The organism is Frederiksenia canicola (assembly GCF_011455495.1).
GTDB classification, from domain to species: Bacteria; Pseudomonadota; Gammaproteobacteria; order Enterobacterales; family Pasteurellaceae; genus Frederiksenia; species Frederiksenia canicola.
This window is the reverse complement of the sequence record NZ_CP015029.1, coordinates 1,677,263-1,702,953: the sequence shown is the minus strand read 5'-3', so window position 1 is coordinate 1,702,953 and position 25,691 is coordinate 1,677,263. Positions and strand designations below refer to the sequence as shown.

At 40.3% G+C, this 25,691-nt stretch carries 22 protein-coding genes and 3 pseudogenes; 16 read left to right on the top strand and 9 right to left on the bottom strand.

What is annotated here, in order from left to right:
- Nucleotides 1–60: 60 nt before the first annotated feature.
- Entirely contained in the window at nucleotides 61–1,026 is a 966-nt protein-coding gene (locus A4G17_RS08245; protein WP_123956061.1) for an asparaginase, read from the bottom strand.
- A 1-nt stretch (nucleotide 1,027) separates the two neighbouring features.
- A complete protein-coding gene (gene purE, locus A4G17_RS08240; RefSeq protein ID WP_123956062.1) occupies nucleotides 1,028–1,522 on the bottom strand; it encodes a 5-(carboxyamino)imidazole ribonucleotide mutase in 495 nt (164 codons plus the stop codon).
- 661 nt (nucleotides 1,523–2,183) lie between these two features.
- On the opposite strand from purE, the gene aceE reads away from it, so the two are divergent.
- From aceE to lpdA, 3 genes are all read left to right on the top strand, one after another.
- On the top strand, nucleotides 2,184–4,841 hold the full coding sequence (gene aceE / locus A4G17_RS08235) for a pyruvate dehydrogenase (acetyl-transferring), homodimeric type (RefSeq protein ID WP_123956063.1): 2,658 nt from the start codon (nucleotides 2,184–2,186) through the stop codon (nucleotides 4,839–4,841).
- 168 nt (nucleotides 4,842–5,009) lie between these two features.
- On the top strand, nucleotides 5,010–6,914 hold the full coding sequence (gene aceF, locus A4G17_RS08230; protein ID WP_123956064.1) for a pyruvate dehydrogenase complex dihydrolipoyllysine-residue acetyltransferase: 1,905 nt from the start codon (nucleotides 5,010–5,012) through the stop codon (nucleotides 6,912–6,914).
- 149 nt (nucleotides 6,915–7,063) lie between these two features.
- A complete protein-coding gene (gene lpdA, locus A4G17_RS08225) occupies nucleotides 7,064–8,488 on the top strand; it encodes a dihydrolipoyl dehydrogenase (RefSeq protein WP_123956065.1) in 1,425 nt (474 codons plus the stop codon).
- Nucleotides 8,489–8,632: 144 nt separating this feature from the next.
- On the opposite strand, the gene A4G17_RS08220 is transcribed toward lpdA, so the two are convergent.
- Entirely contained in the window at nucleotides 8,633–9,007 is a 375-nt protein-coding gene (locus tag A4G17_RS08220; RefSeq protein ID WP_123956066.1) for a YacL family protein, read from the bottom strand.
- Between the two features lie 92 nt (nucleotides 9,008–9,099).
- Nucleotides 9,100–11,928, bottom strand: a complete 2,829-nt coding sequence (gene uvrA, locus A4G17_RS08215; protein ID WP_123956067.1) for an excinuclease ABC subunit UvrA — start codon at nucleotides 11,926–11,928, stop codon at nucleotides 9,100–9,102.
- Nucleotides 11,929–12,086: 158 nt separating this feature from the next.
- On the opposite strand from uvrA, the gene ssb reads away from it, so the two are divergent.
- From ssb to A4G17_RS08190, 5 genes are all read left to right on the top strand, one after another.
- Nucleotides 12,087–12,626, top strand: a complete 540-nt coding sequence (gene ssb, locus A4G17_RS08210) for a single-stranded DNA-binding protein (protein WP_123956068.1) — start codon at nucleotides 12,087–12,089, stop codon at nucleotides 12,624–12,626.
- Nucleotides 12,627–12,769: 143 nt separating this feature from the next.
- Nucleotides 12,770–14,056 (top strand): site-specific integrase, encoded by a 1,287-nt coding sequence (locus tag A4G17_RS08205; RefSeq protein ID WP_207948546.1) that lies wholly within the window; start codon nucleotides 12,770–12,772, stop codon nucleotides 14,054–14,056.
- Nucleotides 14,043–15,563, top strand: a complete 1,521-nt coding sequence (locus A4G17_RS08200; RefSeq protein ID WP_207948545.1) for a site-specific integrase — start codon at nucleotides 14,043–14,045, stop codon at nucleotides 15,561–15,563. Before A4G17_RS08205 ends, A4G17_RS08200 begins: the two co-directional genes overlap by 14 nt.
- A 2-nt stretch (nucleotides 15,564–15,565) precedes the next feature.
- Nucleotides 15,566–17,605 carry an integrase gene (locus A4G17_RS08195; RefSeq protein ID WP_123956070.1) on the top strand — a complete coding sequence of 680 codons (2,040 nt, stop codon included), beginning with the start codon at nucleotides 15,566–15,568 and terminating at the stop codon, nucleotides 17,603–17,605.
- A 1-nt stretch (nucleotide 17,606) separates the two neighbouring features.
- Nucleotides 17,607–18,017: a hypothetical protein gene (locus A4G17_RS08190; protein WP_010907416.1), complete on the top strand. Its 411-nt coding sequence runs from the start codon at nucleotides 17,607–17,609 to the stop codon at nucleotides 18,015–18,017.
- A 245-nt stretch (nucleotides 18,018–18,262) separates the two neighbouring features.
- Here A4G17_RS08190 and A4G17_RS08185 read toward each other — a convergent pair whose 3' ends face one another.
- Nucleotides 18,263–18,559: a LysR family transcriptional regulator gene (locus A4G17_RS08185; RefSeq protein ID WP_236941001.1), complete on the bottom strand. Its 297-nt coding sequence runs from the start codon at nucleotides 18,557–18,559 to the stop codon at nucleotides 18,263–18,265.
- Nucleotides 18,560–18,683: 124 nt separating this feature from the next.
- Between A4G17_RS08185 and A4G17_RS08180 the strand changes: the two genes are divergently transcribed.
- From A4G17_RS08180 to arsB, 3 genes are all read left to right on the top strand, one after another.
- On the top strand, nucleotides 18,684–18,986 hold the full coding sequence (locus A4G17_RS08180; RefSeq protein ID WP_014550505.1) for an ArsR/SmtB family transcription factor: 303 nt from the start codon (nucleotides 18,684–18,686) through the stop codon (nucleotides 18,984–18,986).
- A gap of 64 nt (nucleotides 18,987–19,050) precedes the next feature.
- Complete coding sequence (gene arsC, locus A4G17_RS08175) at nucleotides 19,051–19,455, top strand: arsenate reductase (glutaredoxin) (protein ID WP_047977621.1); 405 nt, start codon at nucleotides 19,051–19,053, stop codon at nucleotides 19,453–19,455.
- A 3-nt stretch (nucleotides 19,456–19,458) separates the two neighbouring features.
- Complete coding sequence (gene arsB / locus A4G17_RS08170) at nucleotides 19,459–20,475, top strand: ACR3 family arsenite efflux transporter (RefSeq protein ID WP_047977622.1); 1,017 nt, start codon at nucleotides 19,459–19,461, stop codon at nucleotides 20,473–20,475.
- 83 nt (nucleotides 20,476–20,558) lie between these two features.
- On the opposite strand, the gene A4G17_RS08165 is transcribed toward arsB, so the two are convergent.
- The gene (locus A4G17_RS08165) at nucleotides 20,559–21,173 is read right to left on the bottom strand and encodes a cation diffusion facilitator family transporter (RefSeq protein WP_010907412.1); all 615 of its coding nucleotides are present in this window, start codon (nucleotides 21,171–21,173) and stop codon (nucleotides 20,559–20,561) included.
- Nucleotides 21,174–21,245: 72 nt separating this feature from the next.
- Between A4G17_RS08165 and A4G17_RS08160 the strand changes: the two genes are divergently transcribed.
- A complete protein-coding gene (locus A4G17_RS08160; protein ID WP_010907411.1) occupies nucleotides 21,246–21,644 on the top strand; it encodes a Cd(II)/Pb(II)-responsive transcriptional regulator in 399 nt (132 codons plus the stop codon).
- A 14-nt stretch (nucleotides 21,645–21,658) separates the two neighbouring features.
- Nucleotides 21,659–22,018: pseudogene (locus tag A4G17_RS10310) on the top strand (arsenical-resistance protein); the annotation flags it as partial.
- Between the two features lie 52 nt (nucleotides 22,019–22,070).
- On the opposite strand, the pseudogene A4G17_RS08145 reads toward A4G17_RS10310, so the two are convergent.
- Nucleotides 22,071–22,624 (bottom strand): annotated as a pseudogene (locus tag A4G17_RS08145) (zinc-binding dehydrogenase); the annotation flags it as partial.
- Nucleotides 22,625–22,774: 150 nt separating this feature from the next.
- On the opposite strand from A4G17_RS08145, the gene A4G17_RS08140 reads away from it, so the two are divergent.
- Together A4G17_RS08140 and A4G17_RS08135 are read left to right on the top strand one after the other, a co-directional pair.
- Nucleotides 22,775–23,230, top strand: coding sequence for a DUF411 domain-containing protein (locus A4G17_RS08140; RefSeq protein WP_010907409.1), 456 nt, complete (start codon nucleotides 22,775–22,777; stop codon nucleotides 23,228–23,230).
- Between the two features lie 11 nt (nucleotides 23,231–23,241).
- Nucleotides 23,242–24,789 (top strand): multicopper oxidase family protein, encoded by a 1,548-nt coding sequence (locus A4G17_RS08135; protein WP_010907408.1) that lies wholly within the window; start codon nucleotides 23,242–23,244, stop codon nucleotides 24,787–24,789.
- Between the two features lie 69 nt (nucleotides 24,790–24,858).
- On the opposite strand, the pseudogene A4G17_RS08130 reads toward A4G17_RS08135, so the two are convergent.
- A pseudogene (locus tag A4G17_RS08130) lies at nucleotides 24,859–25,008 on the bottom strand (arsenical-resistance protein); the annotation flags it as partial.
- Between the two features lie 53 nt (nucleotides 25,009–25,061).
- Nucleotides 25,062–25,424: an IS1 family transposase gene (locus tag A4G17_RS08125; protein ID WP_123956072.1), complete on the bottom strand. Its 363-nt coding sequence runs from the start codon at nucleotides 25,422–25,424 to the stop codon at nucleotides 25,062–25,064.
- Between A4G17_RS08125 and A4G17_RS08120 the strand changes: the two genes are divergently transcribed.
- Nucleotides 25,424–25,657, top strand: coding sequence for a flavodoxin (locus A4G17_RS08120; RefSeq protein WP_236940999.1), 234 nt, complete (start codon nucleotides 25,424–25,426; stop codon nucleotides 25,655–25,657). The two genes, A4G17_RS08125 and A4G17_RS08120, sit on opposite strands and share 1 nt — an antisense overlap.
- Nucleotides 25,658–25,691 lie beyond the last annotated feature (34 nt).

The window sequence follows — 25,691 nt, the reverse complement described above, 5'->3', positions numbered from 1 at the left end:
TGTCCCACCATTTTTGTAAAATTTTTGGAAAATCTGACCGCTTGTGGCGGTGTTTTAGGATTAAAAATAATCCCTTAAGGATGAATTAAGTGGTTGATTTAACAGCACAAGTAATTTAATACGGGCCTTTTGTCCGCTTAATCCTTGGGTGAAAATCACGCCTTGTTGTTTGAGCTGTTTACCGCCACCGAGATAATCATAAACATCTTGCGTGATGCCGTTAAAGGCTCGAGAAACTAGCACCACAGGGATCTTCGCTGCTAAGAGTGCGGAGATGCCCTCCAAACAAGTAGGCGGCAAATTGCCTGCCCCAAGGGCTTCTATCACTACGCCATCGCAGCCCTGTTGAGCCAGCTGCGTGAGCAAAAAACTGTCCATTCCGGCATAGCTTTTAACTAGCTGCACATTGGTTTTGTGAAGATGTGCTACGGGGAAACGCTCGTAGTGATTGAGCTGCTGAAAATAAATCACCCGATTTTTTGCGACTAATCCACAAGGTCCAAAAGTTGGCGTTTGGAAAGTCGCTACGTTGGTAGTGTGGGTTTTGGTTACAAATTTGGCATGATGAATTTCATCGTTCATCACCACCAACACGCCTTTGTGTTGGCTCTCAGCACAAAGTGCAACCAAAATGGCATTTTGTAAGTTGATTAGCCCATCTGAGCCAAGTTCATTACTGGAACGCATTGCCCCTGTGATTGCCACAGGGATATCCACATTCAACGCTAAATCCAGAAAATAGGCAGTTTCTTCAAGGGTGTCGGTGCCGTGCGTGATGACGATACCGTCAAAACCTTCTTGCTGCACCGCTTGTTCAATCCGCTCTTTCAACTGCCACCAGTGATCAAGGGTGATATGGGGGGAGGGCAAATTGAAAATTGCTTCTTGGTGTAACTGAGCAGGGTGATTGAGTTTGTGCAACAAAGCCACGAGTGGATTTTCTGCAGACGGTGATACTTTACCGTCTTTGCCTTCGCTCATCGAAATGGTTCCACCCGTATGTAAAATTAGCAGTTTCTTTGCCATATTATGCGATGCGTGGGTCTGGATTATCTAAAACGTGTTGAGTTTGTTCATTGCGGAATTGTTGCAATTTTTGGGCTAATTCAGGATTAAATGCCGCTAAAATTTGTGCGGCGAGTAAGCCCGCATTGGCGGCACCTGCAGGTCCGATTGCCAAGGTGCCAACAGGAATCCCTTTTGGCATTTGCACAATAGAGTAGAGACTATCGACACCGCTTAACATTGAGCTTTTCACTGGCACACCAAGCACAGGTATGATCGTTTTGGCAGCAATCATCCCAGGTAAATGTGCTGCACCGCCTGCACCTGCAATAATCACTTTATAGCCATTAGCTTGAGCCGTTTCGGCAAAGGTGAATAATTTATCAGGAGTGCGGTGTGCAGAGACCACTTCAACGTGGTAGGGAAGGTTAAATAGGTCGAGAATTTGTGTCGCTTCCGACATCGTCGCCCAATCAGATTTTGAACCCATTACGATCGCAATTTCAGGTTTGTTCATTGAAAATCTCACTGTCAAAATACAAAAAATGGGCATCAGAATATCACAAAAAGCAAACGTTTGCTTGAAAATCTGAGTGGTAAATCTGCAATTAAAATGGACCGCTTGTGATGTTGATATTTGGGCGTTTTTAGTGGTGAGTTACGGAAAAAATTTAGCATTTAGAGGACGGTACAATGTGTAAATAAGCTGGATATGAAGTATTTTTAGCAGACAAAATGGCGAAATCGTCCCAAGATATTAAACAAGGAAAAGCCCATTCTTTCGCACTATCTGATTTAGAGAACCTGATTTATGAATAAAATCCCCTGCCTTAACACCATTTGTATGGTTGCAAGCGGTTTTTGTTAGCTCAGATTTGCAAAATTTGATCGAAATCAAACCGCTTGTGTGCGTTATGAGCGGTCAAAAATGGACAAAATCCCTTGATTTTGTTATCTTGTGTGCAAATTTTTCTACATTTTTTCAACAAATTTTAAATGTTGTTAAAAATCAAGTAGATAGCACAAGGTTATAAGCAAAGTTGGCTGATTTTTTAGGTATAAATGAGAGTGTGCTTAAACTTTCTGCAAATTTTTGTAATGATTTTGTGTGTAAGATTTTAGCAGATGATAAGCCGTTGGTTTATCAATTTTATTCACTCACAAAAAAGGAAAAAACTATGTCAGAATTGTTAGCACACGACGTAGATCCATTCGAGACACAAGAATGGTTAGATTCAGTTAATTCTTTAGTTAAAGAAGAAGGAACTGAGCGTGCACAATATATTATTCAACAAGTGATGCAACACGCTCGTACACAGGGCGTTGGGCTTCCATCAGGCATTACAACTGACTATGTGAACACAATCCCAGTTTCTGAGCAGCCAGTTTATCCAGGTAACAAAGATATCGAACGTCGTATCCGTTCTGCAGTGCGTTGGAATGCGATTGCAATGGTATTACGCAGCCAGAAGAAAGATTTGGATTTAGGTGGTCACATTTCGACTTTCCAATCTGCAGCGACAATGTATGAGGTGTGTTTCAACCACTTTTTCAAGGCTGCAACCGATAAAGACGGTGGAGACTTAGTGTATTCACAAGGCCATGCGGCACCAGGTATCTACGCTCGTTCTTTCTTAGAAGGCCGTTTAACGGCAGAGCAATTAGATAATTTCCGCCAAGAAGCCTTTGTTGATGGCTTATCTTCTTACCCGCACCCGAAATTGATGCCGGAATACTGGCAGTTCTCAACCGTTTCAATGGGCTTAGGCCCAGTAAACGCAATCTACCAAGCGCGTTTCTTAAAATACTTAAACAATCGTGGTATTAAAGATACAACAGGTCAAACCGTTTACGCTTTCTTAGGTGACGGTGAGATGGATGAAATTGAATCTAAAGGTGCATTAACGGTTGCTGGTCGTGAGAAATTAGATAACTTAATTTTCGTGATTAGCTGTAACTTGCAACGTTTAGATGGCCCAGTAAACGGTAACGGTAAAATCGTTCAAGAGCTTGAAGGTTTATTCACCGGTGCTGGCTGGGAAGTGATCAAAGTCTTATGGGGCAGTGGTTGGGATAAATTATTTGCGAAAGATACTTCAGGCAAATTAGCCCAATTAATGATGGAAGTGGTTGATGGTGACTACTTAACCTTCAAATCAAAAGACGGTGCTTATGTGCGTGAACACTTCTTCGGTCGTTTCCCAGAAACGGCAGCATTAGTTGCGGATATGACTGACGATGAAATTTGGGCATTACGTCGTGGTGCACACGATAGTGAGAAAATGTACGCTGCTTTTGAACGTGCAAAACGCTCAAATAAACCAGTGGTTATTTTAGCTCACCAAGTGAAAGGTTATAAAATTCCAGAAGCGGAAAGTAAAAATACCGCTCACCAATCGAAAAAAATGTCATTAGAAAGCTTGAAAGGCTTCCGTGACTACTTCCACTTGCCATTAACTGATGAACAGGTTGAAAACTTAGACTACATCACTTTCCCAGAAGGTTCAGAAGAGTACAATTACTTGCATGGTCGTCGTCAAGAATTGCAAGGCTACTTACCTGCTCGTCGTCCTAAATTTGATGTGGAATACAAAGTGCCCGCATTAGAAGAGTTCCAAGCGTTGTTAGATGCTCAACCACGTGGTATTTCAACCACAATGGCATTCTCTCGTGTATTAAATATCTTATTAAAAGACAAAAATATCGGTAAAACGATCGTTCCAATCATTGCAGACGAAGCTCGTACTTTCGGTATGGAAGGTTTATTCCGTCAAATCGGTATTTACAACCCACATGGTCAAAACTATGTGCCTTCAGATCGTGATTTAGTGGCTTACTACCGTGAAGCAACAGATGGTCAAGTATTACAAGAGGGTATCAACGAATTAGGTGCAACAGCATCTTGGGTTGCTGCAGCAACTTCATACTCAGTGAACAACCAACCGATGATTCCATTCTTCATCTACTACTCAATGTTCGGCTTCCAACGTGTAGGCGATATGATGTGGTTAGCGGGTGACCAATTAGCTCGTGGTTTCATGATCGGTGGTACATCAGGTCGTACAACCTTAAACGGTGAAGGTTTACAACACGAAGATGGTCACAGCCATATCCAAGCTGGCGTTATTCCTAACTGTATCACTTATGATCCAGCATTTGCTTTTGAGGTTGCCGTTATCGTTCAAGATGGTATTCGTCGTATGTATGGCGAGAACCAAGAGGACGTGTTCTACTACATCACAACCTTAAACGAAATTTACGATCAACCAGCAATGCCAGCGGGTGCAGAAGAAGGTATCCGTAAAGGTTTATATAAATTTGAAACAGTGGAAGGTAAAGGTAAAGGCCACGTTCAATTATTAGGTTCTGGCTCAATTTTACGTCACGTTCGTTTAGCGGCTCAAATTCTTGCAAATGACTATGGTGTAACGGCAGATGTGTTCTCAGCACCTTCATTTAACGAATTAGGTCGTGACGGTGCAGATGCTGCACGTTGGAATTTATTACACCCAACCGAGACTCCACGTGTACCATACGTTGCACAAGTGTTGGCAGATTTACCAACCGTTGCATCAACTGACTACATGAAACTTTATGCAGAGCAAATTCGTGCTTATGTACCAAGCAAACACTACCACGTGTTAGGTACTGATGGTTTCGGTCGTTCAGATAGCCGTGCAAACTTACGTGAACATTTCGAAGTTGATGAGCGTTATGTTGTTGTTGCTGCATTAACTCAATTAGCGAAAGAAGGCACAGTTGAGTTAAAAGTGGTTGCAGATGCAATTAAGAAGTTCGGCTTAGATGTAGAGCGTATCAACCCATTATACGCATAATGAATGATAATTCTCCCCTCGCTTGCGGGGGGAGTACCGCCGAAGGCGGGGAGGGGGCTTACAAGCGGTAAGATTTCTCTAGAATTTTGCAAATTTGCCCCCTACCCCCTTGCGATGCAAGGGTACTTCCCCCGCAAGCGGGGGCAGAATTAAATGAGGAAAAACAAAATGTCAAAACAAATTCAAGTGCCAGATATTGGTGGCGATGAAGTTACCGTTACGGAAGTAATGGTAAAAGTCGGCGATACAGTTGCTGTGGATCAATCAATCATCAACGTAGAAGGTGATAAAGCTTCGATGGAAGTGCCTTCCCCAGAAGCTGGCGTTGTTAAAGAAGTATTAGTAAAAGTCGGTGATACCGTTTCAACAGGTACACCGATGTTAGTATTAGAAAGTGCAGAGGCAGCACCTACACCAAAAGCTGAAGCGAAAGCAGAAGCTGCACCTGCGCCACAAGCAGCTACGGCAAGTGCAGTGGTTGATGTGAATGTGCCAGATATCGGTGGCGATGAAGTAAATGTAACCGAAATTATGGTTAAAGTGGGTGATGTGGTCACTGTTGATCAATCCATCATCAACGTTGAAGGCGACAAAGCATCAATGGAAGTCCCAGCACCTGTTGCAGGAATAGTAAAAGAAATTTTAATTAATGTTGGCGACACTGTTTCAACCGGCAAATTAATTATGCGATTTGAAGTGGCGGGTGTTGCACCAGCAGCATCAGCTCCTGCTCAAGAAGCGGCACCAGCCCCACAAGCAACGGCTTCTGCAATCAAAGAAGTAAACGTGCCTGATATCGGTGGTGACGAAGTAAACGTCACTGAAATCATGGTAAATGTGGGTGATAAAGTTAGCGTTGATCAATCCATCATCAACGTCGAAGGCGACAAAGCATCAATGGAAGTCCCAGCACCAATCGCAGGTACAGTAAAAGAGATCTTAATCAAAGTTGGCGATAAAGTTTCTACGGGTTCATTAATCATGAAATTTGAAGTAGAAGGTGCAGCACCAGCCGCTGCTCCAGCGCCACAACAAGCAGCTGTAGCACAGCCAGCTCCTCAAGCAGCACCAGCACAATCAGGTAATGTGGCAGGTTTAAGTCAAGAACAAGTAGTTGCAAGTGTAGGTTATGCTCATGCAACCCCAGTAATTCGTCGTTTAGCGCGTGAATTTGGTGTAAGTTTAGATAATGTTAAGGGTACTGGTCGTAAAGGTCGTATCGTTAAAGAAGATATCGAAGCCTATGTGAAAACTGCGGTGAAAGTGTTTGAAGAAGTGAAAGCAGGTAAAGCACCTTCTGCAGGCACAGGTGTAGCAAATGGAGCAGGCTTAAGCTTATTACCATGGCCGAAAGTAGACTTCAGCAAATTCGGTGAAATTGAAGAAGTTGAATTAAGCCGTATCAATAAGATCTCTGGTGCGAACTTACACCGTAACTGGGTAATGATTCCACACGTTACACACTTCGATCGTACGGACATCACTGAATTAGAAGCTTTCCGTAAGAAACAAAACGAAGTTGTGGCGAAACAGAAACTTGATGTGAAGATCACACCAGTGGTGTTCATTATGAAAGCAGTGGCAAAAGCATTAGAAGCCTTCCCACGTTTCAACAGCTCAATTTCTGAAGATGGTCAAAAACTTACCCTTAAGAAATACATCAATATCGGTGTGGCAGTAGATACACCAAATGGCTTAGTGGTTCCTGTGTTCAAAAATGTGAACAAGAAAGGTATTATCGAGCTTTCTCGTGAATTGATGGAAGTGTCGAAAAAAGCACGTGATGGCAAACTCTCAGCATCAGATATGCAAGGCGGTTGCTTCACTATTTCTAGCTTAGGTGGTATCGGTACAACTCACTTTACGCCAATCGTAAATGCGCCAGAAGTAGCGATCTTAGGTGTATCAAAATCTGAAATGATGCCTGTTTGGAACGGCAAAGAGTTCCAACCACGCTTGATGTTGCCACTCTCATTATCCTTCGACCACCGCGTGATTGATGGTGCTGATGGTGCGAGATTCTTAAGCTACATCAACGGCGTATTAGCAGATATTCGTCAGTTAGTAATGTAATAGGTGCAAGCGGTCAAAACAGTATAAGATTTTTGCAAAAAATCCTAAAAATCTGACCGCTTGTTTTCAATTCTGTGATCTTGCTCTCGTTAATAAAATGTTAAATAGATTAAAATAAACCGACGAAGCAATCTATTCCAGAGGTAAAAATGAGCAAAGAAATCAAAACCCAAGTCGTGGTACTTGGTGCAGGTCCTGCGGGCTATTCAGCAGCATTCCGTTGTGCTGATTTGGGCTTAGAAACAGTATTAGTTGAGCGTTACTCAACCCTTGGTGGTGTGTGTTTGAACGTGGGTTGTATCCCATCTAAAGCATTACTTCACGTTGCAAAAGTGATTGAAGAAGCGAAACACGCAGAGCATAACGGTATTACCTTCGGCGAACCAACCATTGATTTAGATAAAGTGCGTGCAGGTAAAGAAGCCGTGGTATCTAAATTAACTGGCGGTTTGGCAGGTATGGCGAAAATGCGTAAAGTAACGGTGGTTGAAGGTCAAGCAACCTTTGCTGACTCACACACTTTAGTCGCTCGTGACCGTGATGGTAACCCAACCACAATTAAATTTGATAATGCGATTATTGCGGCAGGCTCACGTCCAATTCAATTACCATTTATTCCACACGATGACCCACGTGTTTGGGACTCAACAGATGCACTTAAATTAAAAGAAGTGCCGAAAAAATTACTCATCATGGGTGGCGGTATCATCGGTTTAGAAATGGGTACGGTGTACAATGCTTTAGGTTCTGAAGTGGAAGTGGTTGAAATGTTTGACCAAGTGATCCCTGCAGCCGATAAAGATATTGTTGCGATCTACACCAAACAAGTTGAGAAAAAATTCAAGTTAATGCTTGAAACGAAAGTGACTGCAGTTGAAGCGAAAGATGATGGTATCTACGTTTCAATGGAAGGCAAAGCGTGCAACGATACTAAACGTTACGATGCGGTATTAGTGGCAATCGGTCGTGTACCAAATGGTAAATTGTTAGATGCAGGTAAAGCAGGCGTTGAAGTTGATGAACGTGGTTTCATCCATGTAGATAAACAAATGCGCACTAATGTTCCACATATCTTTGCTATCGGCGATATCGTTGGTCAGCCAATGTTAGCGCACAAAGGTGTTCACGAAGGTCACGTTGCGGCAGAAGTGATTGCGGGAATGAAACATTACTTTGATCCGAAAGTAATTCCATCAATCGCTTATACTGAGCCAGAAGTTGCTTGGGTAGGTAAAACTGAGAAAGAGTGTCGTCAAGAAGGCTTAAACTTTGAAGTAGCTAAATTCCCTTGGGCTGCATCAGGTCGTGCAATCGCTTCTGAATGTTCAGAAGGTATGACTAAATTAATCTTCGATAAAGATACTCATCGTGTACTTGGTGGTGCGATCGTAGGTTCAAACGGTGGTGAATTATTAGGTGAAATCGGTTTAGCCATCGAAATGGGTTGTGATGCAGAAGATATCGCATTAACTATCCATGCTCACCCGACATTACATGAATCTGTTGGTCTAGCAGCAGAAGTATTTGAAGGTTCGGTAACAGACTTACCAAATCCAAAAGCGAAGAAAAAATAATTCTTCGCTACGCGAATAGCAAAAACCTTCCTTGAAAGAGGAAGGTTTTATTTTTTATAAGAACAAGCGGTCAGATTCTTCGCATTTTTTGCACATCGTATTTGCAAAATGGTGATAGGAACTGACCGCTTGTCTGTCGCTAAATTAATGTAATGTTTTGATAAATCGTTCGTAAGCTTGTAAAAAAGCCTCAAAATCTTCCAGACCGCAAAAAGCGATACTTTCTTCATTATAGAAATGGAACCCTTCTTCCATTTGCTCGAAGTCATCTGTATCCATATCTAGATTATTGGCTTTTGCCATCACCTCTTCCGCATTGAGATAGAGCGAGTATTCTCGCCCTTCAAAAATCGCCTCGTAGTTGCTAGAACGTTTGCATTTTGCAATTTCAGTGAAAAGGTCTTTTAACATTTTCGGTTCTGGCGCAACTTCCGTATTCAACCAGCGGGCAAAAGCTTCGTGGTCCATTGAGCATTTTGCCATGACACCATGCATGGTGTGAGTAAATTGGTATTCCATAAGTTCTCCTTTTATCGACAAGCAGTCAAATTCTCGAACCGTTTTGCAAATGTGATTTGCAAAAAATGAGACTAAAGTAACCGCTTGTTGGGTTAGCCTTTTGCCAAAATCGCTTTTAAGAAGCGGGCGGTATGGGAGTGTTTGTTTTGAGCGACTTCTTCGGGGGTACCAGTGGCGATGATTTGCCCGCCACCTGAACCACCTTCTGGGCCGAGATCGACGATCCAGTCCGCAGTTTTAATCACATCTAGATTGTGTTCGATCACCACAATGGTATTGCCTTGATCACGCAAACGGTGAAGCACATTGAGCAACTGTTTGATGTCGGCAAAATGCAAGCCTGTCGTTGGTTCATCCAAAATATACAGGGTTTTACCTGTGTCTCGTTTGGATAATTCTGTTGCCAGTTTTACCCGTTGGGCTTCGCCGCCTGAAAGTGTGGTTGATGATTGCCCCAAACGAATATAGGATAAACCAACATCCATCAAGGTTTGCAATTTGCGAGCGATCATTGGCACCGCATCGAAAAATTCTCGGGCTTCTTCCACCGTCATTTCAAGTACTTGGTGAATGGTTTTGCCTTTGTAGCGAATTTCCAAGGTTTCACGATTGTAGCGTTTGCCTTTACAGTGATCACAAGGCACATACACATCAGGTAAAAAGTGCATTTCGACTTTGATTACGCCATCGCCTTGACACGCTTCGCAACGTCCACCTCGAACATTAAAGCTAAAACGTCCCACATTATAACCTCTTGCCCGAGCTTCTTGCGTACCTGCAAACAATTCGCGAATTGGGGTGAATAACCCAGTATAAGTTGCTGGATTGGAGCGTGGCGTGCGTCCAATTGGGCTTTGGTTGATGTCGATCACTTTGTCAAAATGGGCTAAGCCGTCAATGCTTTTATACGGAGCCACATCGCTGTTTTCTGCACGATTTAACGCATTTTGAGCCAGCGGGAATAGCGTGTCGTTGATTAAAGTCGATTTGCCCGAGCCTGAAACACCCGTAATACAAGTAAATAAGCCAACAGGAATTTCTAGATCGACATTTTTTAAATTGTTACCGCTTGCACCGAAAAGCTTGAGAGACTTGGCTGGATCACGTGCGGTGCGGTTTTGAGGGATCTCAATTTTTTCCCGCCCCGATAAGAATTTGCCCGTAATCGAATGTTCGCTCTGCATAATTTGCTTGGCAGTGCCTTGGGCAATCACATTGCCACCATGTACGCCTGCCCCTGGGCCAATATCGACAATATGATCAGCGGCTAAAATAGCATCTTCATCGTGTTCGACTACAATGACTGTATTGCCGAGATTGCGTAAATGAATGAGTGTGTTGAGCAATCGTTCGTTATCCCGCTGATGTAAGCCAATCGAAGGTTCGTCCAACACATACATGACCCCAACTAAGCCTGCACCAATTTGGCTGGCGAGACGAATACGTTGTGCTTCACCGCCTGACAAGGTTTCGGCGGAGCGAGAAAGGGAGAGATAATTTAAGCCGACATTGACTAAAAACTGCAAGCGTTCACGAATTTCCTTCAAGATTTTTTCTGCGATTTTCGCTCTCTGCCCTTCAAGTTGTAAGGTGTCAAAGAACTGCAATGCTTCGCCGATGCTTTTTTCTGACACCTCGGGCAAATTGGTTTTGTCGATAAATACATAACGAGCTTCTTTGCGTAAACGTGATCCATTGCAATCGGTACAAGCACGATTGTTGATATATTTCGCCAGTTCTTCCCGCACCGAGTTGGACTCGGTTTCTTTATAGCGGCGAGCCATATTGTTTAACACGCCTTCAAACGTGTGCGTACGTTTGACGCTATCCCCCCGATCATTCACATAAACAAATTCGATTTCCTCTTTTGAACCGTTTAGCACGATGTTTTGGATCTTTTTCGGTAGATCTTTAAACGGCGTTTCAATGTCAAAATCGTAGTGTTTCGCGACCGATTTTAACAAACCAAAATAATAAAAACTACGTTTGTCCCAGCCTTTAATTGCCCCGTTGGCAAGCGAAATATCAGGATTTTGCACCACTTTGCGTTCATCGAAATACTGCTGAACACCCAAACCATCACAGGTTGGGCAAGCCCCTGCAGGATTATTAAACGAGAACAAACGGGGTTCTAGTTCGGTTAAAGAATAACCACATTGAGAACAGGCAAAACTCGATGAAAAGACCAATTCTTCTGCGGTAGGATCGTCCATATCAGCAATAATTGCCGTGGAGCCAGAGAGTTCCAACGCCGTTTCAAAGGATTCTGCCAAACGAGTCGCAATATCTGAGCGCACTTTAAAACGGTCGATGACGACTTCAATTGTATGTTTTTTCTGCAGTTCTAATTTTGGTGGATCGGATAAATCACAAATTTCGCCGTTAATGCGTGCCCGAATGTAGCCGTTAGCGGTCAAATTTTCGAGCAGTTTTACGTGTTCGCCTTTGCGATCTTTCACCACGGGAGCGAGTAACATCAAACGCTTACCTTCGGGTTCTTCCAATACTCGATCGACCATTTGTGAAATAGTTTGAGCGGCTAGTGCCGTGTCGTGATCAGGGCAGCGTGGCTCACCAACCCGAGCGAACAATAACCGCAAATAATCATGAATTTCTGTGACCGTACCGACCGTAGAACGTGGATTGTGAGAGGTAGATTTTTGCTCAATAGAAATGGCTGGCGAAAGCCCTTCAATATGATCAACATCAGGCTTTTCCATTAATGATAAAAACTGGCGAGCGTACGCTGAAAGTGATTCTACATAACGCCGTTGCCCTTCGGCATATAATGTATCAAATGCCAAAGATGACTTGCCTGAACCCGACAAGCCTGTAATCACAATAAATTTATCGCGTGGTAAGGTTAAATTGATATTTTTAAGATTATGGGTTCTCGCCCCACGAATATCGATGTGTTGCATAAATGCCTTTTAGTAAATAAATCTTTTTAAAATTCTCGATCATTATCGCATAATTTGAAATAACTGTACAAAATATCAGTTTTAAATGGTGATTTTTTTTTTCAAATCAGGCAGAATAGCCAGAATTTTTTAAACCTATTTTTTGATGAGAGGATTTTATGGCTGGTGTAAATAAAGTAATTATTGTTGGACGTTTAGGTAATGATCCTGAAATGCGTACCATGCCAAATGGTGATGCTGTCGCGAATATCAGTGTCGCAACCAGCGAGGTGTGGAACGATAAACAAACGGGAGAACGTCGTGAAGTGACAGAATGGCATCGTATCGTATTATTCCGCCGTAATGCCGAAGTGGCTGGGCAATATTTGCGTAAAGGTTCACAAGTTTATGTTGAAGGCAAACTTAAAACTCGCAAATGGCAAGATCAAAATGGGCAAGATCGCTATACCACTGAAATTCAGGCAGATTCATTAACCATGCTTGGCGGACGTAACGATAGCGAAGGCGGATTTAGTGGAAATCAAGGTGGTTGGAACCAAACTCCACAACAACAAAGCTATAGCCAAGGTGGCTACGATAACAATTATTCCCAAACAGGCGGTTATAACAATGCTTCAGCGGCTCCGAAAGCCGCAGCAAAACCAGCTCCACAAGCTGAACCACCGATGAACGATTTTGATGACGATATTCCGTTCTGAATTCCATATACAGAAATTATGTAAAAATACATCGTAGAAACCAGAGAGAAGCCTTATAAAATAAGACTTCTCTTTTTTTACATTAATTTTGACACAACATCTTTAATTTGATAGTATTTATATATGATATTTTTGTAAATTAAATGAATATGCATAGATTAGAAACAGTCCTTTTTTCAAATGGAGAACGTTTTCCTATATTGGTTAATGTTAAAACTGGTATTCCTGATTTTTATTCAACCTTATGGGTAACTGTAGAACTACGTAATCAATCCGCAGTAAACACAATTAGAAATAAGCTGGGAACTATACAGTGGATAATGAATTGGGAAAAACAGAATAATCTTGTTATTAGTGATCTAATTCATAACAAAGTACTCTTAACAGAAAACCAATTAGAATCTCTTATCCAACATATGAGAATAAATGTAAAAAAGCGAAAGAATGTAATCAATACAAAAAAAAGTGTGTTAATGAAAGGTAGGACTCAATTTATTGATATTTATTCTGCCGTATCTCTTAGTCATCAATATAATAGACTAACAACGCTTTCAGAATACATATTATTTCTATCTAAAGTAATTAATGTATCTAATGAATATATTGAAAAATTGACGAAACTAATTACGTTAATTAAAGAGTCAAGACCTAAAAATCATAAAACATTATCTATCAAACCAGAAAGTGAGCTACCTGATGGATTGTTAGATGAGTTTATGTCTATTGCGAACTTTTCTAATCCTAATAATCCATTTCAAGATATTGGAATTAGAAAAAGAAACCATTTGATGTTTATCTTATTAAAGGAATTAGGGATTAGAAGAGGAGAGCTATTATCAATTCAAATCCCATTTATTGATATAGGGACAGCTAAATCCTCAATTACAATTAGACGAACGCATGATGATAAATTTGACACAAGGAAGAAGCAAGCTGTAAGTAAAACGAAAGAAAGGCGACTTCCTATTTCACAAAATATAGCTCAACTTATCAATGACTATATTATGAACTATCGCTCTAAGATTCCTAACGCTAATAAACATCCATATTTATTTGTAACCCATCGAAAAGGAAAAACACAAGGAAACCCAATTAGTACCAGTTCTTTTGATAACGTTATTGTACCAACAATGAAAAAGATAGATCCTAAATTTTCTATTATTCATCCGCATATTTTTCGTCATGAATGGAACTTAGATTTTTCACGAAAGGTGGATAAAAATAATCAAAATATAAATCATGATTTTTCTCATAAAGATTTTATTTCTTCCGAAAAAGAAGCAAAGATGAGACAACATCTTATGGGACATACATCCGAGAAATCAGGAAATATTTATAATCAACGTTATATAAGAGAAAAAGCTAACAAGATATTATTAGATCTTCAGATTGAGTTTCAAAAAAAGGTTGATAATTATGAATCAGAATAAACGTCTTAGACAGTCAAGAGATGGGTATGCATTTGATGAAAATGAAAACTTTTGGCGTATAAGTAAAGACAAAACCATTAACTTTTCTCAACATATATTAAATATAAATAAAAAAACATTAGACGGTTTTAGAAAAACATTAGCAATATATGCCGAAAAATACTCAAGTTATCACGTATCTCACATGTATCAACAGTTTCAACGATTAGTAATTTCAACTAATTTAGAAGTCATTAATGTGCCAATAATCTTGGATTGGAAAAATAAACTAGGAAAAGAACATGAATGGTATTTAGGAGCATTAAAGGGTTTTTTATTGTCATGGCATGAGTATGGCTATTATGGAGTTGATAAATCTGTTGTGTCATTGCTAGAAAGCTTTACGTTGAGTGGAAATGATAAAGGTAAATCGGTATTAATGAGATGCCCTTATACAGGAGCATTTACCGAAAATGAAATTTTGGCTTTAATGGCTGAACTTGCTAGACTTTGGAGAGAAGATCTTATTTCATTTGAAACATATGCATATATTCACTTACTTCAATCTACAGCTAGAAGACCCATTCAAATACGCCATTTAAAATTTGAAGATTTAAGAAAGGAAATCTCTCAAGGAACATGGAATTATTTTCTAAATATCCCTAGTGCCAAAAAAAGAGGAGGATTATTCAGAGAAACATTTAAAAAACTTGCTATCACAGAGGACTTATATTTAATTCTCCTAAACTTTATAGAATATCAATATAAGAAATTGCTTAGTTTGGTTGATGAAACCTTTATTTCTAGTTATAAAATGAAATTACCAATGTTTATTGATTGGAATTGTTTAAAGAAGAATATCAAAAATAGGAATTTTGATCTTTCATTATTAAACAAAGATATTTTTCATTATTCTGCTTCTTCGTTGGAGCTATACGCATTACGAAAATTCTGTATTCACCAAAAAGCAATTTCAGAACGAACAGGTGAAATTATTCATGTAACAGCAAGACGTTTTCGCCATACTAGAGGAACAAATCTAGGAAGAAAAGGGGTTGGGGCAACGATTATAGCAGAGCTCCTAGATCATACAGATACACAAAACGTTAAAGTTTATACTGAAAATACAGCTGATACAGTGCAATACATTGATCGTGTTATGGGTGCTGAAATGGGAAAACTAGCTCAAGCATTTACAGGTAGAATTATTTCTAACTTAAATGAAAGCGAGAGGGGGCACGATCCAACATCTTTCATAACCAATAACGGAATAGATACAATAGGTGCTTGTGGTACAAATGATTTTTGTATAACTGGCTATGAAACTTGTTATTTATGTCCTAAGTTTAGACCGCTCGTTGATGGTCCTCATCAACAAATCTTAAATAAGTTGTATGAGGAAAAGGAAGAACGTTTAAAACAAACCAAAAGCATAGATTATGCATCATCCAAAGATCGTATTATTTTAGCTGTTGAGTATGTTGTTCAAGCTTGCAATGATATGAAAAGAACTATTGGGAGCCACTAATTATGAATAATCTAATTTTTACTCCACAAGATAATAATCCTAAATCTAATTTAGAGCAATTTATTAATTTCAGTAAAAATCATCTTACTACCTTTGGAAATGATTGCTGGGAAAACAACCAATGGAAAACAACATTCAGCATTTATCCAGTTCAGGTTCGTTTTTCCACAGAAAGAATTAAATCTACAGCTTATAAATATGAGCCATTAGCTGCACCATTCATTGAATTTGCCAAAGCCTATATTCGTTATACTTATTCTCTAAATCCCATTCGTAATTTAGCCAGACATATTGAATCTTTACGTATAGTTGAAATGGCTCTCTATAATATTAAAGGAAAGGCTGACATACTTCAGCTTGATTATTTAGCTATTCATGAAGTAGAAAATATCGTATCAAAAAAGTATAAAAAAGGTACGGAATCAGTCAATAAATTAGGCTATCAAATTCAAAAATTATTTGATTTTTGTAGAGAAAATCAAATTACACCTCAACTACCTTTATGGGAAAATCCTTATAAACGCCCTAGAGATTTGACTATATTACTTGATGAAAAAGGAAAAGAATACCGTTCAAGTAAAATGCCAACTGATGAAGAAATGATGCTGGTTGCTAAACTCTTTCATGATGCCCCCAATTTAGACAAAGAAACTGAATATTACACAGCTGTTATGGCTCTACTTATGGTTGCTCCATCTCGTTGTTCTGAGTTAATGTCGTTATCTGTTAATTGCTTAGAATGGGAGAATGATAGCTTAGGAAATAAGCAATTAGGTATTCGATGGATACCTGCAAAAAATGGTAAAGTGGGATTAAAATGGGTTCCTAGCTGTATGCAAGATATTGTTGTTGAAGCCGTTAAACGTTTAACAAGTATAGGCTCCTTAGCAAGAGGGGTTGCTAAATTTTCGGAAGAAAATCCTAATATATTGATGTTATCGAATAAAGAGGCTGCTCCATCCCATTTTTTATATCAAAAACCTTTGACTAATAGTGAAATTGCTGAAGTATTAGATATTGATCCCCAAAATATCTGTAATACCAAATGGTGTAAAAATTTAATAAGTGAAAACGATGGAAGTATAACTTATGAGGTGTTAGGAAAATTTTTATATAAAAAATATACATCAAAATTTCATAATTGGCCTTATGTTGATAAACATAAAAATGTTAAGGTTTCTGAAGCTTTATTATTATTTAGAGAAAATGAATTTCATGATGACTTTTCCCCTAAAAGTTTTTCTTTTGTGTTACCAACGGTGAATCAAATTAATGATAGGTTTTGCTATTCTGAAACTCGTCCTAAAACATCATTATGGGAAAAACATTGTATAGGCACATCCAAAGGAGAATTCATAAGATTACCATCACACAATGCAAGACATTGGTTAAGTACAAAAGCTGAACGAGGAGGAATGGATGAGTTAACTTTAGCTAATTGGGCAGGACGAGCAAGAGTTGCAGATAACAAGGCTTATGATCACAGAACAGAAGAAGAAAAAAGTGAATCAGTTAGGAATTTACTCATTCCCGAAGATATTTCTATCTTAGATAAAATTCATTTGAATCTTCCTATTACCTATGAAGACTTAGGGAAAGATAGAATTGGAATCGCAACGGTAACAGAAATAGGGATCTGTGAACATGATTATGCAATGTCTCCATGTTCTCGTCATGGAGATTGCGAAACATGTAAAGAGCTTGTTTGTATTAAAGGTTTAGAGCACTCCTTAGAAATCTTAAAGGTGCGTGAAGCCCAGATAACCGAACAATTTAATAAAGCTAAAGAACACCATAAAATAGGTGTTTTTGGTGCAGATCGCTGGATAAGTAATTTAGGATGGAGACTAACTCACATAAAAACTAAAATTAAATTCTTAGAAAATGAGAGCATCCCAAATGGTTCCTTATTAAGGATGCCTGATGAGTATGATCCTTCCCCTATTAAATTAGCTTTGTTGGAAAGAGGAATGGATCTAGATATACAGAAGAAAGAAACAGCTAAGTTAGACGATGATTTATATAGACTAATGGAGTTATAGTATGCCTAAAATTCTTATTACAGAAGAAAATTTAGAAGATATAATCATGTTGATTAATACTTGGGAGGGTAAATTAACATGGGATTTACTCTGTCATAAAGTGGCAGAACTACTGAATGTTAAAAGTATTGAGAGACAGTCTCTTGCAAATTATTCAGATATTCAAACAGCCTTTACTAGACGAAAACAAAAAATAAAAGAAAGAGCAAAAGCTAATCCTATACCAAATGTAACTGTGGATTATCTGCAAAAGCAAGTTAAGAATTTAAAAGCTCAAGTACAACGTTTGGAAGAAATTAATGAGCGATATAAACAGCAATTTATTGTATGGCAATATAATGCATATATGCATGGTATGACCCAAGTTACTTTAAATAAGCCTCTTATTGCTGTTAACCGTCAACGTAGGTAATTTATAGGATGTAAGGTAAATTATTTTTACTATAGTAGTCTCTACAAAAGATTGTCTGAAAATCAATTTTCAGACAATCTCTTCACACCTATTAAACTTCTTGATGGGTAGAGTAGAAAACAATTTTCGTCAACATCTACTTCTTCTGGCCGGAGAGATACAGCAGTTTAATGGCGCGTCAAACACTATTGTACTGAACTACGCCACGTCGTTGCCTAGGTGCACGCCCATATCAACCCCTTCTTTCACAATATCTGCCAACGATCGTCCACCACGATTTCCAAGCGGGTTTTCGGGTATTGGTTCAAAATCGGCTTTAATTTTGGATACAACACGGCTTCCGCTGCCATCGCCGGGGCGTTGATGCGAATCAATCCCGATGGCGTATTCAAAAAATCATTTAATGCATCGACTTCTTGGTTTATGGCTTGATAAAGCGGCAAAAGCTGTTCAAAAAGCTGTTGTCCCGCTTCGGTTAGCGATACATTGCGTGTTGTACGGTTGAATAGTAGTAGGTTTAGCCGTGTCTCTAAATTTTTCATGCTATGGCTTAAGAATAGCGAAAAATGGGAAGTGGGTTTTTGGATTTGGAAAGGTGGCTTCGGACAATTAAAAAACATTTTAATCATACTTGAAATATTGAAATTTCTTGTTATAATTACGCCTATGAATACGATACAAGCAAGCAAACTCTTTGAGAGCCTGTCTTCTCCGATAAGACTGGCGATTTTTCAACAACTTACCGCCGCAGGCAGTACTGGCATGATTGCTGGCGACTTGGCAAAACAGCTTAACCTTGCCCCGAATAATGTGTCTTTTCATCTAAAAAGCCTGTTGCATTCGGGGCTTGTGCGTGTGGTGCAGGAAGGACGGCACATGCGTTATTTTGCCGAGCTGGATTTGATGATGGCATTGACCCATTTTCTGACCCAAAACTGCTGTTCTCAAACAGGCGAATCTTGCCAGTGATTTTCAGGCAGCCTGAAAAATTATTGCCAAATATTTCTATATTTCTTGAAAGATTGTAGTAACTATGAACATTACCATTTATCACAACCCAAACTGCGGTACTTCACGCAATGTGCTGGCACTCATCCGCCACGCTGGTATTGAGCCACAAGTGATTGAATATTTGAAAAATCCGCCAAGTGAAACGACTTTGCGTAATTTAATCAAACGCATGGGCATCACGCCCCGCCAGTTACTTAGGACGAATGTAGTGCCGTATGAAACGCTTGGTTTGCAAAACGAAAAGTTAAGCGATGACGAACTCATTTCCGCCATGCTTCGTGAACCGATTTTAATCAATCGTCCGATTGTGGTGAGCGAAAAAGGCGTGAAATTATGCCGTCCGTCCGAAACAGTTTTGGCATTTTTACCGCCTTTTGCGATCCCGTTTGTCAAAGAAGACGGCGAAATTATTAATCATAAGGAGTAAATCATGGGGTTGTTTGAACGTTTTTTAAGCCTTTGGGTGGCGTTGGCGATTGTGCTGGGCGTGGTTTTGGGTGTTTGGTTGCCCAATGTATTTCAATGGGTTGCATCTTTGGAAGTGGCTCATGTGAATTTGCCTGTGGCGATACTGATTTGGCTGATGATTTATCCGATGATGATTCAGATTGATTGGTCGGCAATCAAAGACGTGGGCAAAAAACCAAAGGGCTTATTTTTAACCTTATTTATCAACTGGTTGGTCAAGCCGTTTACGATGGCGGTGTTCGGCTGGTTGTTTTTTCGGGTGTTTTTTGCAGGTTGGGTGGACGCACAGTCGGCACAAGAATACATTGCCGGCATGATTTTGCTGGGTGTGGCACCGTGTACGGCAATGGTGTTTGTGTGGTCGCAACTGGTCAAAGGCGACCCCAATTACACTTTGGTGCAGGTTTCGGTCAATGATTTGATTATGATTGTGGCGTATGCTCCGATTGCAGGCGTATTGCTCGGCGTAAGCGACATAGAAATTCCGTGGAATACCTTGATTTTAAGCACGGTTTTGTATGTGCTGTTGCCCTTGCTGGCAGGCTGGCTTACCCGCTCTTATTTACAAAAATCGGGTAAATCGGTGGCACAATTTTCAGGCAGCCTAAAACCCTTTTCCGTGATGGGCTTGATTTTGACGGTGGTGTTGCTATTCGCCTTTCAAGCCCAAACCATTATTGCCAACCCTTTGATTATTCTGCTGATTGCTATTCCCCTGCTGGCACAGACTTACGGCATTTTTGCCTTGGCTCACGTTTTGGCAAAATGGCTCAAATTACCACACGAAATTTCCGCCCCTGCGTGCTTGATTGGCACGAGTAATTTTTTTGAATTGGCGGTGGCGGTGGCAATTTCTTTGTTCGGTTTGCATTCTGGGGCGGCATTGGCAACGGTGGTCGGTGTGCTGGTGGAAGTGCCTGTGATGCTCTCGCTGGTGTGGTGGATAAACCGAAAATCGCTGGGGAATAAAGGGGTGTAGGTTTTTCAGGCAGCCTGAAAGTTATTTTGCAAAATTTAAAAATAAAAACACCGCTTGAACATCAATCCAAACGGTGTTTTAAATTAACTGACTTTTAATTCCGCCCAAGCCCTTTTGATGATTTCTTGACTGGCTTGTAATGCCAAAAATGCCAAAACAAACGCCACAATTAAATCAGGATATTTTGATTGAAAAAAATAAACTGCCATACCCGCCAAAATTACCGCCACATTACCAATCGCATCGTTTCGGGAACACACCCACACACTGCGGACATTGCTGTCGCCATCACGAAATTTTAATAATATCAACAATGCCGACACATTGATCAATAACGCCAAAAATCCCACAATGCTCATTTCAGAATAACTGGGCATTTCCCCATAAAACACACGATAAATGGTTGTCATTAAAATAAATAAACCAAAACCGCCCATCGTTAGCCCCTTAACCATAGATGCTTTGGCTCGGTAACTTAACGCCATTGGCAAAACAATCAAACTTATCAAATAATTGGCACTGTCGCCCAAGAAATCCAAACTGTCCGACAACAGCGAAGTTGAACCTGATTTAACCCCCATCACAATTTCCACAAAAAACATTGATAAATTTAATATCAAGACAATCCACAAGGCTTTTTTGTACTTGGGCGATTGATGAATGGGCTGATTTGAACCACAACAATTTTGGCACGCCATTTTTTTTGCTCCTGTTTTAAGATGAAATTTGCTATACTATAAACTCCGTAGTCATTACAGGGTCAAGCCAAAATGTCAAAATTTTTTAAAATAAAACAAGCCAGTGAACAAACAGGCGTACATTTGGAAACCATTCGTTATTATGAAAAACAAGGCTTAATCGCCCCTACACATCAACAAAACGGCTATCGTGTGTTTGATGAAAATCAGTTAGAACAATTACGCTTTATTAAAACTTGCCGTAATATCGGTCTTTCTTTAAGTAACATCAAAACGCTGTTGCAATTACAACAAACGCCTAACAAACAATGCAATGAAATCAATGCACTTGCCGAGCAACATTTGGCATATTTGGACGAACAAATCACAGAACTACAACAAGTTAAAACTTTTCTAATGCAATTTGTGGGTTGTGAAAATAAAACGGTTGATAAGTGTCAGATTATTCAAGGTATTAAAGAAAAAGAATAGCGGAATATTTTTCAGGCAGCCTGAAACCTTTTTCCATTATGGGTTTGATTTTGACGGTGGTGTTGCTGTTTGCCTTTCAAACCCAAACCATTATTGCCAATCCCTTGATTATTTTGCTGATTGCCATTCCCTTGCTGGCACAGACTTACGGCATTTTTGCCTTGGCTCACGTTTTGGCAAAATAGCTCAAATTACCACACGAAATTTCCGCCCCTGCGTGCTTGATTGGCACGAGTAATTTTTTTGAATTGGCGGTGGCAATTTCTTTGTTCGGTTTGCACTCGGGGGCGGCATTGGCAACGGTGGTCGGTGTGCTGGTGGAAGTGCCTGTGATGCTCTCGCTAGTGTGGTGGCTTAATCGGCAGGTAAAATAACGATGTGCCGTCTGAAACTTATTTTTCAGACGGCATATTTACCTTAAAACAATCAAACCTTTACCAAAATCTTCCCAATCTGTGCATTGCTTTCCATATAACGGTGAGCTTCCGCCATTTCATCAAAAGCAAAAACTTTGTCAATTTCTAGTTTTAATTGACCGCTTGCTAAGCCGTCAAACACGAATTTTTTCGCTTGAGCGAGTTTTTCTGGTACGGTAGTGATTTCAAACAATTCTCGCACGGTTAAGTGTTTGCCTAAAATTGGGAACACAGGCACGGCGATATCATCGTGGCTTAATGCACCGTAGATGATGTATTTGCCGTCTTGTGTCATTGCGTTGATAATTTTTGCTGCTTCTTTGCCACCCACAGGGTCGAACACCAAATTCACGCCTTTGCCGTTTGTAATTTCTAGTAATTTAGCCGTAACGTCATCTTCTTTGGTGGCAATCACAAAATCCGCCCCTTTCTGTAAAAGCACATCGCCTTTGGCGTGCGAGACAGAGCAATCACGTTTGCCCCTTGCATTTTGGCGATTTGAATGGTGGCAATGCCTACCGAGCTGGTCGCTCCGCCCAATACAACAAAATCGCCTTTTTGCACTGTAATGGTACGTTGGCATATCTCTACTACAAGCAGTAGGATTTTGAGAAAAATTTTCAAATGATAGAATTTTTTCAGATTACTTGACCTTAACCCTAGGTCAAGCTTTAACATTGCGCCATTCCATCTCAATAAAAATAAGGACATCTTATGAAATTACATAAATTCACCCGCTCATTGTTGCTTTTAAGTTTAGGGATAACCGCTTGTGCTCAAGCACAAACACTTTCTATGGAAGTGTGGAAAAGCCCGACTTGTGGCTGTTGTAATGAATGGATCAGCTATATGCAGAAAAACGGTTTTGAGATTAAAGTCAACGAAACAGGCAATTATGATGCTCATAAGCGCTTTAACATTAAATATGAACATGCTTCTTGCCACACAGCCGTGATTGATGGCTATGTGATTGAAGGACATGTACCTGCTGAGGATATCAAACGTTTACTCGCAGAAAAACCCGATGCAGTTGGCTTGTCCGCACCTGGCATGCCGATTGGTTCACCAGGTATGGACGGTGAAGCATACGGCGGACGCAAAGATCCTTATGATGTTGTTTTAATTAAGAAAAACGGTGAAAGTGAAGTGTTCAAATCCTATAACCAATAGGGGGGGAAAGAATGAAACGTCGAGATTTTTTACGTTATGGAATTGGAATTAGCTTAGCCAGTAGCTCGCTTTATAGCCTTGCGAATATGATGAACCACGCACAACATGGCAATATGGCGATGATGCATTCAGTACCTACTGGCCTAATGCCAACTGAGGCAATGCCTTCAGGTTTATCGCTTAATGGGATATTGCCAAAACTTGCTAATCAATCGACTCAAGCAGGGCTATTCACAGCCACTTTAAAAGCAGAGCCAATTAAAATTCGCCTCGCAGACAATAAAGAAACGGAATTTTGGGCTTATAACGGACAACTACCAGGGCCACAAATTGAAGTATTTGAAGGCGACACCGTAGAAATTGAATTTATCAATCACCTACCACAACCCTCAACAGTACATTGGCACGGCTTAGATGTACCAAATGAGGCGGATGGTAACCCGATGGATATGGTTGAACCGCAAGGGAAAAAAGTCTATCGCTTTACGCTACCTCAAGGCAGTGCTGGGACATATTGGTACCACCCTCATCCACATGACCATGTTTCCGAACAAGTCTATAAAGGCTTAGCAGGCACTTTCGTTGTTAAAGCGAAAAATGATCCGCTTGCACACCTTCCTGAACAACATTGGGTGATTTCCGATCTGCGTTTAAATGCCGATGGCACCATTCCAGCAAACACGATGTTAGATTGGATGAACGGTCGTGAGGGTGAATTTGTGTTAATCAACGGTCAATATCAGCCCCAGATTCAAGTGAAAACGAATGAACGAATCCGTCTTTGGAATGCCACTAGCGCTCGTTATTTTCGTTTAAACATTCCAGGGGTGAAATGGATTGTGGTGGGTACCGAAGGTGGTTTACTTGAAAAACCTCGCGCGCCTGTTGATGAACTGCTACTTACACCAGCCGAACGCGTTGAAGTGATTATGGTGGGTGAAACGCAAGGAACAGTCAATTTACAAAGCGGTTATTATGATCGCCGTAAGATGATGGTTCAAGAACAGCCTAAAGATCTCACTTTAGCCACAATTCAGGTGAAATCAGAACCTGTTCAGTTACCTGAAAGCTTAAGGTCCTTGCCTAACTGGGATGAGCCAAAGCAGGTTCGCCAAATTCGCTTTAGTGAAAAAATGATGAACCATACGAATATGCCAATGATGAATCACGGTACACATCACGCTACTACAACACCAACGGATAACCCTATTCCACCAATGATGAATGGTATGTTCTTAATCAACGGTCAAACCTTTGATATGAACCGTATTGATTTTGTTGCCAAATTGAATGAAGTGGAACAGTGGGAAATTTTCAATGAAAGCCATATGGATCATCCGTTCCATTTGCACGGCACTCAATTTGAAGTGATTCAACATACATTAAACGGCAAAACCTTCAAGCCAGAAGGCAGGGCGTTAAAAGATGTAGTCAATTTGCGCCCTTATGAAAAAGTGATTATTCGCTTTAAGCAAGGACACACTGGGTTGAAAATGTACCATTGCCATATTTTGGAACATGAAAATCTCGGTATGATGGGGATGTTTAAAGTGGAATAGTGGTATCTAACCATAAAAAACAGAGGGATTTTCGTGAAAATTTGTAAATCGCGAAAATCCCTCTGCTTATCACTGCCTATTCCAATGGTTTAACAATGCAACAAGTGAGAGCATCACAGGCACTTCAACCAATACACCAACCACAGTCGCTAACGCCGCGCCCGAATGCAAGCCAAACAAGGAAATCGCCACCGCCACCGCCAATTCAAAAAAATTACTGGTGGTGTCCTGAAAAGTGTGCTGGGTTAAATTTGTTTGGGATGATTGATTGCCTAAAATCCAATATTAAAAGATTTAACATGATAAAACATTGATTTGGAAAAACAGCAACTGCGCCTGACGGCTCTGCTTAATCTGTGCCGAATCCGACAGTTATTACCCTCAATCGCTTTAGTATGTTGCTTACCCACCCATTGGTCACCGGTATCAGAAAACGCATTTACAAAAGCATCCCAATTATCGCCGGCAATACGTTCATAGCTTACTTTGAGTTCTTTTAAACGCTGCTTTAAAGCCAAAGCGGTTTGCAAATCACGTTTGCCCCAAACAAATGCCACGATTTCACTTGTCTTGGCATGGTAAGCGATGTAGATACGGTATTTTGGTCTATCCGATTTGGTGGTACAAAATGCCAATGGCGCTTTATTCTTTGCTCGAGCAAGTAGACTTTAGTGGGAAAAATATTGTGCCGGTGGTTGGTCACGGTGGCAGTCGTTTGGGTGGAACGGATAAAGATATTCAGCAACTTCAACCACAAGCCAACGTGAAAAACGGTTTTGAGGCGTATTTGCATAAAACGGTAAGGGCTGAACAACAAGTGGAAAAAAGATTAGCTAAATTCTTAACCGAAAATGGTTATACAAAATAAAAATGTAGGGACACACAGCGTATGTCCCTACCAT